Origin of the sequence: Aeromonas sp. CA23 (assembly GCF_002587065.1) — a bacterium.
GTDB classification, from domain to species: domain Bacteria; phylum Pseudomonadota; class Gammaproteobacteria; order Enterobacterales; family Aeromonadaceae; genus Aeromonas; species Aeromonas bestiarum.
Genome location: NZ_CP023818.1, coordinates 3345494 through 3358394 on the forward strand (window position 1 = coordinate 3345494; position 12901 = coordinate 3358394).

The following is a 12901-nucleotide window of genomic DNA, read 5'->3' on the forward strand; positions in this document are numbered from 1 at the left end:
CCAGGCCGGCCGGCCAAGAATCAACAAATAACAACAGAGTTCGGGCATAACGAAAGAGGGAAGGCGCACGCCTTCCCTCTGTTTTTGTGCGGGCAGGTCCGCGCCAACCCTGTGTGCGCTAGGCTCAGGACAGGGTTATGTGGGCGGGGCAGGAAAAATGAAAGCAGGTGTCTGGATCGGGAGTCTATGGGCACTGTTATTGGCCACTTGCCCTCTGGCGGCTCCTGCCCCCTCGCTCAACATGGTCTATTTCAATGATTTTGCTCCCTACTCCTGGCGTGACGAGCAGGGCAAGATGCGGGGCATCATGGTGGATGTGATGGACAGGGTCGCGGCCGAGCTCGGTATCCGCGTCACTCATCAGGGGTATCCCTGGCTGCGGGCCCAGAAACTGGTGCGCTCCGGCCAGGCCGATGGCTTTGTCACAGTGCCGACCCAGGAGCGGCGGGGCTATACCCAGGTGGTGGAGGAGCCGGTCGCCGTATCTACCCTGACCCTGTTCACCCAGGCGGGCCACCCCCAGCTGGCGCGACTCAATCAGGCACGCGCCCTGGCGGATCTCAAGGCGTTCACCATCCTCGACTACATAGGCAATGGTTGGGGCAAGGAGAATCTGGTGGGATTCAAGGTCCATCTGACCATGAATGTGGACAACGTCTTCAAGATGCTCTCGGCCGGCCGGGGGGACTTGATGATCACGGATCCCATCGTGGCCAACTTCAAGCTCCGCCAGCTGGGACTGACGGGGCACATCATAGAGGTGCCGCTTCAGCTGGGATTGACCCCGCTCACCCTCTGCCTCGCCCATACCTCTCCCTTTCACCGCCGGGCGGCCGAGTTCTCCCGCGTCCTGATCAGGCTGCGCCAGAGCGGCGAGCTGGCCCGCATCGAGGCGCGTTATCGTTAGGGCGGTTGCGCCATGGCACCGGATAACGGCTTGTTAAAACAAGGAGGGCGGCCAGGGCCGCCCTCCTTGTATCTGCGTCAGCGTGCCATCAGCAAGGGCGCCGGGGACGGGTTCAGGTAGTGCACATGGGAGAGGGCGGGTTGCAGCTCCCGAGGTGCTTGCTCCCGCGCCAGCGTCTCGGCCAGCCAGTGGGCATCGAGGGGAATGGCGTTGCGATCGTCGACCACCTGGTTGAGGTGCTGGGCCCCGAGGCAGCCGTAGCGCGCGGGATCTGTCTGGGTAAAGAGACCCAGGCAAGGCACGCCGCTGGCGGCGGCCAGATGAAGCGGGCCCGTGTCGCAGCTGACGAAGAGGGCGAGGCCGCTGGCGAAGCGGGCCAATTCGCTCAAGTTGCCCAGGGAGACCTGCATGTCGCCCAGCAGGGGCAGGGGATCGGCCGGATCATTGAACTGGATCAGCAGGGCATCCGGGCGCTGGCGGCGCAGATCCCCGAGCAGCCGCTGCCATTGGGGAAGGGAGAGCCCCTTGCCCTTGCGGGCACCGGTGAAAAAGCCGATGAGGGGCCGGCCGGGATGGGTCTGTGCCAACGCCGTCAGGTGTGGGCAGGCGGTGCGCAGCACGCTGCCCAGTTCAATCTGATCGGCCAGGCTGGCGTGCATGCCGAGCAGTTGCAGCGGCTGGTGGGCATAGTGGCAGTGGTCGTTGGCGGCGAGCGGCCGATCGAACAGCGCATCGCCTTTTGCCTCTGCAAAGCCCAGCTTCTCGCAGGCCTTCACCCAGGCGGCGATCAGGTGATCCGTACTGGAGGCGAACGGCACATAGACCTTGTCATACTGCCGGCGACGCAGGCGCCACAGCACGGGCAGGGCCGCGAGCAGGCGCTTGCCCTGCAATCTGACCTGATGAAGCTGGTGCAGCTGCAGATCGGCCAGAAAGGGGAGCAGCTGGCCGCCGCTGCACACCAGCTCTATCTCGGCGTTGGGGTGGGCGCTGCGTACCTTTTGCAAAAAGGGCAGCAGGAACAGATTGTTGCCGATGCGGTTGGTGCTGCGGATGATGAGGATCCGTCGGGCTGGCTGGCTTGAGGCCGGCAGCCTGCTTCGTCTGGCAAGCCAGGCGAGGGCCGCCCGCTCCAGCCCGGCCGTCCAGCAACGGCGCTGGCCGTCGAAGCGACGCAGGGCATCTCTGATGGTGCTCATGATGAGTGGCTCTGTTGATGACAATGACATCAAGGTGACACGGCAAGTCTTAAGAAAGCGTTAAGAGGAGAGAAAAAAGCGGTCGTCACCCCTTTTTTTGTAAGAATTTTTTGCGGCATCACAGTTTGGAGGCGGCTGGGCGGATCCGGGAGGCCATTTTTGATGAAAAACGCCTGCATGACGGCGGTCGACGGGCCGGATGGGATTTCTGCGTGATCCGCTTGCCTGCGCGCTGGCATTGAGTGAGGGTGACTCGCTAGAATTGCGCATTTGAAATAAACCTTATCCGTTGGAAACCGCATGCAGTTCAGGGATTTCTTTCCGGTATCGACCAATACCAGTGTCAAAGAGAGTTGTTATGGCGCCCTCGGTGCCTTCGTCGGGCTGTTCGGCACCGCCTTCGTGTGCCAGTGGGGGCTGGGGCTCAATGTTCACTGGCTGATCGCGCCCATGGGGGCGTCCGCCGTGCTGCTGTTTGCCGCGCCCGCCAGCCCGCTTGTCCAGCCCTGGTCCATCCTGGTGGGCAACGGGGTATCGGCGTTGATGGGGGTGCTCAGTGCCCAGCTGATCCCGGAGATGGCGTTGGCCTCTGCCGCAGCCGTGATGCTGGCCATCGCGGCCATGTTCCTCACCCGCAGCCTGCATCCGCCCGGGGGCGCCGTGGCCTTGACCGCCGTCATCGGCGGCGAGGGGATCCGCCAGCTGGGGGTGGGCTACGTCTTGCTGCCGGTGCTGCTCAATTCGTTGTTGTTGCTGATGCTGGCCCTGCTCTACAACCGGCTGCTGGGGCGCCGTTACCCCAATAGCGGCAAGGCTCAGCCCAATCGTCACCAGACCGCCGATCCCCAGCCGAGCGAGCGCATCGCGACCCAGGCCACGGCGATCGATCTTGCGCTGGAGCAGCACGGTGAGCTGCTCGACATCAGTCGCCAGGATCTGCAGGCCTTGCTGCAGGAGGCCCAGCTGCACGCCCTGCGTGCCAGGGTGGGTACGGTGCGAGTACAGGATGTGATGTCGCGGGATCTGATCCTGATCGGGCCGGATCAGCCGGCCATGGCGGCGTGGCGGCTGCTCTCCCACCATCAGATCAAGGCGCTGCCGGTGGTGGATGAGGCGGGGTGCCTCGCCGGCATCATCACGCTGCACGACTTGATGATCGATCGGGTGTTGCAACAACCGCGGGGCGCCGCAGCTCTGGCAGCACTGCGGGTCGCGGATCTGATGACCCGCGACGTGTCGACGGCCCGCCGCTACCAGCCCCTCTACGACCTGGTGGCCGCCTTCTCCGATGGCGGCCTGCACCACATGCCGGTGGTGGACGGGGAGCAGCTGGTCGGCATGCTGACCCAGTCGGACATGGTGGCGGCCCTGTTCACCCTGGCCCTGCAGCCCGCACTGGCCGAGGCTGACCAGGGAGTCGGCGGCTAACGAAGAAGGCCCCTCGCGGGGCCTTTTGATGGGGGCAGATGCGTGGGCTCAGGGCGCCAGATAGACGGTCTCGCCCTGAAACACCGTCTGCTCGATTCGGGTATCGGCGATCTGCTCCGGGGTGCCAGCCTCGACCAGGGCGAACAGATCCCTGTCCAGCACGATGAAGTCGGCCGACTTGCCCGCCTCGATGGAGCCGGTGATCTCCCCCTGACGTACCGCCCTGGCACCATTGATGGTGTAGGCGGCCACTATTTCGGCGAGCGAGGTACGCTGGTTGGCGCGAAAATCCTCACCGCTTCCTGCCGCTTTGGCGATGCCGGCCGCCATGTTGACGAAGGGGCGGGGATCCCGGCTGTCCACGGGGGCATCGCTGCCCGCCACCAGGATGGCGCCCGCCTTGCGCGCACTTTCCACCGGATAGAGCGCATCGTGCAGATAGCCCAGGGGGTCATACAGCGCCTCGCGCAAGGATTGTCCCGCGCGGGTGGGCTGGATGAAGGGCGTCACCAGCATGTCGTAGGCAAGCTGAGGCGTGGTCCAGGCGTAGGTGAAGGTGAGGTAGAGACCGAGTTCTCCCAGCCTTTTCTGATCGTCGGGGTGCACCACCTGCAGGTGAGCCAGGGTATGGGGGATCCCCTTGTCACCGTTGCTGGCGCGGGCGGCTTGCAGCGCATCCAGCGCCATCCGGGTGCTGCGATCGCCGATGCTGTGCATGTGAATGCTGAAACCGGCCCTATCGAGGGCAGTGACATAGTTTTTCAGGTCGGCGTCCCGGTAGTTGACGATGCCGTTGCTGCCCGCATCCTCGCTATCGGCCGTGATGCTCACCTGCTCGGTGGCGAGATCCATGGCCAGGTGCGGGTTCTGGTAGTTTTCCAGCATGCCCGCATTGGGCAGGAAGGGCGGGGCGGTAAAGGGATCCCCTTCCAGTACGCCATCGAGGAAGATCTTGACCGCATCGGCCTTGATCAGGGGATTGTCGGCAAAGGCGCTTCTGGCCTGGCTGGCCTTGGCCAGGTGACCGGCTATGTCCAGTTTGCCGCTGTAGTCATCCTGGTGAAAACAGGTGGCAGCCGTGATGCGCATGTGCAGCAGCCCAAGCGACTGCATCTTGAGCAGCCGCTGACGGATGAAGTCGGTGGCGCAGGCATCCTGGATCCCCGTGATGCCACGGGAGGCCATCAGGGTAGAGATGGCGGGCAGGATCTTGTCGTACTGGCTGGCGGCCTGCTCGTCGCTGGCGCTGAGCACCCCGGTGTCGGGTACAGGTATGGCGCTGCGGGCACCCTCCCGGATCACCCCGCTGGTCAGATCCACGTAGGGAATAAAGGCCTCGAACACCCCGCCCGGTGCCAGGGTCACACTGTTGAAACCCACGGTATTGCCATCCTGATCCTGCGCGCTGGCCAGCGCCTGCGAGTTGTAGGCGCTGGCGTGCCCATCGGCCCCGAGCAGCACCACAGGGTTGTCCGGCGCCACTGCGTCCAGGGTGGCCAGCAGGGTAGCGTAGTTCGCCGTCGGGGTATTGCCATCGTAGGGAGACCACTGATTGACCGCCAGCCACTCCCCCTTGGTGGGGGCGTAGCGAGGCAGACAGGTGCGGATCTTGTCGGCCAGCTGATCCAGCGTGACGCTCTGACCGTCCAGATCGCACATATCCAGCGCCACAGTGCCGAGCAGGTGAATGTGGTTGTCGTGCAGGCCGGGCAGCACCATGCGCCCCTTCAGATCCACGACCTTGCCATCCTTGCCCTGATAGGTCTCGGCCCCCTGGCGTGAGCCCACGTAGAGGAACTTGCCATCGGCGACCACCATGGCGTCGGCAACCCTGCGTTGCCCGTCCTGAGTGTGAATTGTGCCGTTGAGGTAGAGGGTCCGCTGCGCCTCAGGCCCCGTGCTCTCCTGATTGCAGCCGGTCAGCACGCCGGCCACCAGCAGCAGTGCGGCGCTTGTTGTCAACCTAAAACCTGATTGCTTGCCATCCATATGCCATTGCTCTCCCTGGTTATAATGCAGTCTTTACTGCAAATATGAGCACTCTTGTTTATTGCAGCTGTTGGGATAAAAGCCAGTAATTACTGAAAATATTCTTTTTGACTTATATTTTCCTTGTTTCATCATGTAGTTATAAAACCATGCCGCGACCAAGGTGAGGGAGAACCCATGTCAGAACAGCCGTTGCCCGCCGATCTCTGCATGCGGCGCCAACCCAGACAGCAGCGCAGCCAGGAGACGGTCACCCGGATCGAGCAGGCCACCCTGGCCCTGTTGCAGGAGCAGGGCTTTCCGGCGCTCAACACCAACGCCATCGCCACCCGGGCCGGGGTCGGCATCAAGTCGCTCTATCACCTGTTTCCCAACAAGGAAGCCATCATCTGCCGGCTGGCCATGGACTGGCTGGCGGCGGTGTGCGCGGCTCAGGAGGCGATCCGCACCCAGGAGTGCGGCTTGCAGGAGACGCTGTTGCTGCTGGATCAGGCGCTGGACGCGCTGGATGCCCGTTTCGTCGGCTATGGGGCGCTGTGGCAGGCGATGGATCTCATTCCGGCACTGCACGAAGTAGAGCGGGTGCACGAGCGAGGCCAGATTGCCTTCTGGTCGGAGCGACTGCGCCATTTCGGTTGCCGTTGGCCCGAGCCCGCGTTGACGGCGCTGGTGCGTTATTTCTACCGGACGGCGGATGTGGTCAAGCAGAGTGCCAAGGAGCAGGGGTCAGAAGGCCAGCGGATGTGGCAGTTGCATCAGCAGTGGCTGGGGCAACTGCTGGCGGCGGCCATTGCCGAGCCCGACCCCGAGCGGGTGTGGCAGGCGGTGCCCAGGCTGCTGACGGATAGCGCGGACTGAGAGGGAGTCGAGAGACGGATATGAAGAGGGAGTGCCAGGCACTCCCTCTTGCATTTTCGACCTTGTGGCAGCCCCAGACTCAGCCGTAGCGGGCCAGGGTCAGCCCCTCATCGCTGATGGTGGGCGTGTTGCCGCTGATGAGATCCGCCAGCAGCTGGCCCGAGCCTGCGGCCATGGTCCAGCCCAGGGTGCCGTGGCCTGTGTTGAGCCAGAGCCCAGGCACAGGGCTTGGGCCCACCAGCGGGGTGCCGTCCGGCGTCATGGGCCGCAGCCCGGTCCAGAACTCGGCCTGCTGTATGTCGCCCCCCTCGGGGAAGAGATCCCCCACCACCATGGCCAGGGTGTCGTAGCGTTTCGGGTTGAGCGCCAGGTTGAAACCCGACAGCTCCGCCATGCCGCCGACCCGGATCCGCTCATCGAAGCGGGTGATGGCCACCTTGTAGGTTTCATCCAGTACAGTACTGCGGGGCGCTGCATCACGGTTGGTCATCGGCAGGGTGAGGGAGTAGCCCTTGACCGGGTAGACAGGCAGATCGAGCCCAAGCGGGCGCAGCAAGCCGGTGGCATAGCTGCCCAGCGCACAGACGATGGCATCGGCCTTGAAACGCTGCTCACCGGCCCGCACCGCGACGGCGCGCCCCTGAGCCAGTTCAATCTCGTCGATGGCGCAGTTGAAGACAAATTCCACCCCGAGTTTTTGTGCCTCGGCGGCCAGTGCCTTGGTGAAGCGGAAGCAGTCGCCGGTTTCATCACCCGGCAGGCGCAGGCCACCGACTATCTTGCCACGTACCCGTGCCAGCGCCGGCTCCACCCCCTCGCAACCGTTGGCATCCAGCGACTGATAGGGCACGCCGTACTCTTCCAGCACCTCGATATCCCGTTTGCTGGCATCGAGCTGGGCCTGGCTGCGAAACAGTTGCAGGGTGCCGAGCTGGCGTCCCTCGTAATCCAGCGCCAGCTCATCGCGCAGCCCCTTCATGCAGTCGCGGCTGTATTCGGCAAGGCGCACCATGCGCCCCTTGTTGATGGCATAGGCAGCCGGGGTGCAGTTGGCGAACATCTTCAGCATCCAGCGCAGCTGGAACGGATCCGAGGTCGGGCGCACCGTGAAGGGGGCATGTTTTTGCAGCAGCCACTTGGCGGCCTTGAGGGGAATGCCGGGCGCCGCCCAGGGGGAGGCATAACCGGGGGAGATCTGACCGGCGTTGGCATGGCTGGTCTCCAGCGCCACCCCATCCCGTCGCTCCAGCAGGGTCACCTGATGACCCGCCTTGGCCAGATACCAGGCGCTGGCTACGCCAATCACGCCACCACCCAACACCACTATCTTCATCACTCCATCCTTGTCGTCATGCAGGCGCCACCGGCAGATCCTGCTGTTGTTATGAGGGCCTGCCAGCTCCCGTCGCTGCAATTGTTGCTCGCGGACAAGGAGGGGGCCCAGCGCACAGGCCACACGTTATCACCGGCAGCGTGATCGGCAAATCCACCCGTTTGAAAATGTGATTTATCACTACATTAACATTTATGGCCAGATGATAATGACGATTAATCACAATAATGTGATGTTTATGACTGCAGCGAGATGCGTTGATGGGCGCCTGGGGCTGGCTGGCGCCGCATTCACCCCATGATCGTCTGCACGGCCAAGGTAAGGGGATTGTTAAATTTGTGCGCCCGATCGCAACGGCGATGCATGCCGCTTGTCGCCCCCAGCCGCCCCCGCCTAGAGTGGGTAGCGCATTGCATGGTGCATGCGCGTTTCACAGGCTCGCTCGTGTTAGACCACCACAGGAAAGGATGTGATGACCCGAACTGCTGACGCCCCATCCGGCTGGCCCACCGCCAGTCCCCACACACTGCCCTGGTATTTGCAAGATATAGTGCTGGTGTGCGACTTCCCTCGCCGCTGATCTCCCTGCGTTAACTCCACTTGTTTTCATTTCATATTGGTGACTGTCGCCAGGCGTTCGCGCGGCTGGTGCAAGGAGAAGATCATGCGTCGTATACCCGAACCGTTTCGTATCAAGATGGTCGAGCCCATCAAGCAGACCACAGGCGCCGAGCGCCGCACCGCCCTCGAGGCCGCAGGCTGGAACCCCTTCCTGCTGTTGGCCGAGGATGTCTACATTGATCTTTTGACCGACAGCGGCACGGGTGCCATGTCGGATCGCCAGTGGGCCGGCATCATGATGGGGGACGAAGCCTATGCGGGCAGCCGCAACTTCGTCGAACTGGAGCGCACAGTGCGCGAGTTGTTTGGCTACCAGCATGTGATGCCGACCCACCAGGGGCGCGGGGCCGAGCAGATCCTCTTCCCCGAGCTGGTCAAACGCTGCCAGGGCAAGGCGCCTGTGTTCATCTCCAACTACCACTTCGACACCACCAAGGCCCATGTGGAGTTGGCCGGGGCGCGGGCCATCAACCTGCTCACCCCCAAGGCCCTCGATACCACGGCCCCTTATGCCTGGAAGGGGGATTTCGATCTGGGCCGTTTGGCTGACACCATAGAGACAGTGGGGGCCGACAACGTGGCCGCAGTCATCATCACTGTCACCTGCAACAGCGCAGGTGGCCAGCCGGTCTCCATGGCCAACATGCAGGCGGTCTCGGCACTGGCCCGCCGCCACCATATTCCTGTGGTGATAGATGCCGCCCGTTTTGCCGAGAACGCCTGGTTTATCAAGGAGCGGGATCCAGCTTATGCCAACAGCAGCATCCAGGAGATAGTGCGCCAGATGTTTGCGCTGGGGGACATGTTCACCATGTCGGCCAAGAAGGACGGGCTGGTCAATATCGGGGGGCTGTGCTGCTTCAAGGAGGATCTCGACCTGTTCCGCGCGGTGCAGGTGCGCTGCGTGGCGATGGAGGGGTTCGTCACCTATGGCGGCCTCGCCGGTCGCGACATGGCGGCGCTGGCCATAGGCCTGCGCGAGGGGATGGACGAGGAGTATCTGACCTATCGCATCGGTCAGGTGGCCTATCTGGGCGAGCGGCTGGCCGAGGCGGGCATCCCCATCCAGACGCCGACCGGTGGTCATGCGGTCTTTGTAGATGCCAAGAAGCTGCTGCCCCACATTCCGGGGGAGCAGTTCCCGGCCCATGCCCTAGCCTGCGCGCTCTATCTGGAAGGGGGCGTGCGCGGGGTGGAGATAGGCTCCTTGCTGCTGGGGCGCGATCCCGCCACCGGCAGGCAGGAGGCGGCGGACTTTGAGCTGTTGCGCCTCACCATTCCGCGCCGGGTCTACACCCGGGATCACATGGACTATGTGGCCGACTGCCTCATTGCCGTCAAGGCGCGGGCCGGCGAGATCCGTGGTCTCACCTTCGACTACGAGCCGCCGCTGCTGCGCCACTTCACCGCGCGGCTCAAGCCGGTCTGACCGGCTACCGGACTGCCGCTGCAGCCAAGTGGCCTGGTCACAACAAGATCCAATGACAAAGCCCCCGCACCTTGGTGCGGGGGCTTTTTAACGTGAGCGTCTGAAGCGGATTACTGGCTGCTGAACAGCTTGGTCTGGGGACTGGACTGGGCGGTCAGGCTCATGCGGCCCGAGGTCTCCAGCCAGGACTTGATCCGCTTGGCATCCGCCACCCGTGAATTGGGTGTATCGGCATTGAGCAGCACCAGGATCACAGGCTCGCGGTTGATCTGGGTTGCCATCACCAGGCAGCGACCCGCCTCGCGAATGTAGCCCGTCTTGGAGAGGGTGACAGGCCAGCTGCCTTCACGCACCAGACGGTTGGAGTTGAGGTAGTGCAACTGGCGCTTGCCGTTGCGCACCATGCGCTCCTCGGTGGACGAGTACTGGCGAATGAGTGGGTAGGCAGAAGCCGCCGCCACCAGCTTGGCCAGATCATGGGCGCTGGAGACGTTGCGAGGGGTGAGGCCGGTGCTGTCCGCGAACTGGGTGCTCCACATGCCGAGCATGCGGGCCTTGGCATTCATCGCCTCGACAAAGGCGCGCTGGCCACCCGGGTAATTTCTGGCCAGGGCGGAGGCTGCGCGGTTTTCCGACGACATCAGGGCTATGTGCAGCATGTCGGCCCGGCTCAGACGCGATCCGACCGCCAGCCGCGAGCCCGTGCCCTTGAGGCGATCCACGTCGGCCATGGTGACGGTCAGCGTCTCGGAGAGGCGCTGATTGGCATCGAGCACCACCAGCGCCGTCATCAGCTTGGTGATGGAGGCGATGGGCATGACCCGATTGGCGTTGCGCTCGGACAACACCTCACCGGTGCGCGGATTGGCTACCACGAAGGCGGCCGAACTCAGGGCCAGATCGTTGCGTTGTTCCAGAAAGCTGTTGGGGGAGTGGGACTGGGCTGAAAACGGATTGGCCTGGGCGCTCTCCATGCTGACGGGAACGAGGAAGGCACCGAGCAACAGGGTAAGAAAAGGGCGAATAATCATGATTTGACGCTACCGTACGACTGACAGGGACATTTGGGTAAGTTATATGACGGTAATTGACGCTTCACAACGTCTAATGGCCTGATATTTCAATTTTATGGGATCTTGCACCTTGAAATGCCCATGTTGACGGCCAAATGGCGACCCGATCCGGGAAATACCCAGCCATGAGCGAGTCTGATGGTCGTCAGCTTTACCTGTCATGGTGGCGCACTATATGCCTGTTATGGCCATGGGTTACCACTCTTTTTACGTCTTATTGCGCCTCCGGGGGCCTAACGGCCCGTTAATCCCCCTTGCCGCAGCGCAGGCGGCGCCCCCTGCGTTGAGAGATCCTGCATTTTCAGGCCCCTGTCGCCACTCGCATCAGCGCCGAGGGAGTGCGCTCGACAAAATAGTGCCAGACATGGTCATAGAGCGCCTGCTGGCCGGGAAAACTCACCACTCCCTTGGCCTCGGCCAGGGTGCACCAGCGATATTCGGTGTGCTCGTCATTGAGCCGCACCGGCTGGTTGGGTGGGCAATAGACCACAAAGACAGGCACCATCATCACGGTATTGGTGGCCGCCTCGTAAAACTGTTCCAGATATTGGCCGTTATAGAGCTCGGTGACGGCGATGCCTGTCTCCTCGCCAAACTCGCGAATAATGGTCTGCCAGCCGGTTTCACCCGCCTCGACCGTGCCCGCCACATGGCACCAGAAGCCGCCTTTGACCCGCTTCATCAGCAGTATTTTTATCTGGCCGTCGATTTCCGATAACGCCACACCGGAGACGGCGTGACAGCGAATGGGGATCATGTGTGCACCTTGTCGTTGCTGGCTAAGGGTCTGCATTATGGCGCAGAGAATAGACCATGAATATCCGTTATCGCCTGTCATCGGGTGGCGTGGATCGGCCGCCGGTATGGGCGGCCTCTGGATAGAAGATGGCGATCCGTCCGGCGAGGGGCAGCCGGGCCATCTGCCATGGCTCGTCATCCCCCCATGATGCGGGCGGTCTGAATGGCCTGGATCAGGGCGGCGCGGTTGATGCGGGGGCGCTCCTCGTCCAGCAGCCGTTGCCAGAGGGCGATGGCATGGGTGTAGCGGCCGTGCAGGAAGTGATCGGCGGCGAGCAGCATCAGGGCGCTCACTTCCCCCTTGTCCAGTGCCAGGGAGGCGTCGAGCAGGCGGCGCGCCTCCGGGGTGAGTTGCTGGCCCGCCTGGTAGTAGCGCACCGTAGCCTGGGCGGCCAGGGTGGCGGCGCTGGCGCCCCCTTCCAGCAGGGCCAGGCGCTGATAGGCGAGCCAGGCATCCTCGTATTCGTCCCGATACAGATACAACTGGCCGAGTTCGGCCCAGCCATCGAGATCCTGAGCGTTGCTTTGCAGCCGCTGATGCAGGGCGCCCAGCTCCTTGTCCTGCAGATCCCGGGGGCTCAATCCCGCCAGGGGATCGGGCCTATCCTGATACGCCTGCCATGCCTGATAGCGGCCTGTGCCGGCATAGACGCCGACGATCAGCGCCAGCAGCAGGGCGCCGAGCAGCAGCCAGGGCAGGGGGCGGCTTGCGGTATGCGAGCTGGCCACCCGGGCGTGCAAGGCCTGCTCGGTGGCCGGGGTGGCATTGGCGAGCCGGGCCAGTGCCAGCTCCCGGTAGAGGCGGCTGTGGGGGGCAAGCCCGGCCTGCTGCTCGGCCATGATGCGCCGGTTCAGCTCGGCTCTGGGATCCTGGGCCAGGTTCCCTTGCGCCTTATCGCCAGTCAGCGGCATGCGCACCGGCTGTTTGCGCTGCAGGCTGGCGCGCAGGCGAGCAAGCGCCAGCAACAAGAGCAGGGCTGGCCCCCCCCATAGCAGCGCCGTGCTGGCCTTGAAGGGGGGATCGTAGCGCACGAAGTCGCCAAAACGGCTGGTCATGCGGGCGATCACCTGTTCGTCGCTCTGCCCCTCATCCACCCAGCGGTAGACCTCGAGCCGCAGATCCCGGGCTATGGGGGAGTTGGACTCCACCAGGTTCTGGTTCTGGCACTGGGGGCAGCGCAGGGCGCGGGCGAGATCCTGGGCGCGGCTCTGCAACTCGGGGTGCTGGAACTGATAGGTGTCGACGCCGCTTGCCAGGGCCATGGG

10 protein-coding genes are annotated in these 12901 nt (G+C 63.5%); 4 read left to right on the forward strand and 6 right to left on the reverse strand.

Annotation, left to right across the window (positions count from 1 at the left end):
* Nucleotides 1–157: 157 nt before the first annotated feature.
* Entirely contained in the window at nt 158–907 is a 750-nt protein-coding gene (locus CK910_RS15630; protein WP_098983910.1) for a substrate-binding periplasmic protein, read from the forward strand.
* Between the two features lie 77 nt (nt 908–984).
* Here CK910_RS15630 and CK910_RS15635 read toward each other — a convergent pair whose 3' ends face one another.
* Nucleotides 985–2106 carry a glycosyltransferase family 9 protein gene (locus CK910_RS15635; protein ID WP_098983911.1) on the reverse strand — a complete coding sequence of 374 codons (1122 nt, stop codon included), beginning with the start codon at nt 2104–2106 and terminating at the stop codon, nt 985–987.
* A gap of 300 nt (nt 2107–2406) precedes the next feature.
* Here CK910_RS15635 and CK910_RS15640 point away from each other — a divergent pair, with 300 nt between their 5' ends.
* Nucleotides 2407–3534, forward strand: coding sequence for an HPP family protein (locus CK910_RS15640; RefSeq protein WP_098983912.1), 1128 nt, complete (start codon nt 2407–2409; stop codon nt 3532–3534).
* A 48-nt stretch (nt 3535–3582) separates the two neighbouring features.
* Here the strand turns inward: CK910_RS15640 and CK910_RS15645 are convergent, their stop codons facing one another.
* Complete coding sequence (locus CK910_RS15645) at nt 3583–5523, reverse strand: amidohydrolase (protein WP_098983913.1); 1941 nt, start codon at nt 5521–5523, stop codon at nt 3583–3585.
* Nucleotides 5524–5700: 177 nt separating this feature from the next.
* Here CK910_RS15645 and CK910_RS15650 point away from each other — a divergent pair, with 177 nt between their 5' ends.
* Nucleotides 5701–6381 carry a TetR/AcrR family transcriptional regulator gene (locus tag CK910_RS15650; protein WP_172955335.1) on the forward strand — a complete coding sequence of 227 codons (681 nt, stop codon included), beginning with the start codon at nt 5701–5703 and terminating at the stop codon, nt 6379–6381.
* Nucleotides 6382–6460: 79 nt separating this feature from the next.
* Here CK910_RS15650 and CK910_RS15655 read toward each other — a convergent pair whose 3' ends face one another.
* Nucleotides 6461–7714 (reverse strand): D-amino acid dehydrogenase, encoded by a 1254-nt coding sequence (locus CK910_RS15655; protein ID WP_098983914.1) that lies wholly within the window; start codon nt 7712–7714, stop codon nt 6461–6463.
* 664 nt (nt 7715–8378) lie between these two features.
* Between CK910_RS15655 and CK910_RS15660 the strand changes: the two genes are divergently transcribed.
* Nucleotides 8379–9764, forward strand: a complete 1386-nt coding sequence (locus CK910_RS15660) for a tryptophanase (RefSeq protein ID WP_098983915.1) — start codon at nt 8379–8381, stop codon at nt 9762–9764.
* A gap of 110 nt (nt 9765–9874) precedes the next feature.
* Here CK910_RS15660 and pbpG read toward each other — a convergent pair whose 3' ends face one another.
* From pbpG to nrfF, 3 genes are all read right to left on the reverse strand, one after another.
* A complete protein-coding gene (gene pbpG, locus CK910_RS15665; RefSeq protein WP_043138942.1) occupies nt 9875–10795 on the reverse strand; it encodes a D-alanyl-D-alanine endopeptidase in 921 nt (306 codons plus the stop codon).
* A gap of 343 nt (nt 10796–11138) precedes the next feature.
* On the reverse strand, nt 11139–11594 hold the full coding sequence (locus CK910_RS15670; protein WP_098983916.1) for an NUDIX hydrolase: 456 nt from the start codon (nt 11592–11594) through the stop codon (nt 11139–11141).
* 176 nt (nt 11595–11770) lie between these two features.
* On the reverse strand, nt 11771–12898 hold the full coding sequence (gene nrfF / locus CK910_RS15675) for a heme lyase NrfEFG subunit NrfF (protein WP_441296870.1): 1128 nt from the start codon (nt 12896–12898) through the stop codon (nt 11771–11773).
* Nucleotides 12899–12901 lie beyond the last annotated feature (3 nt).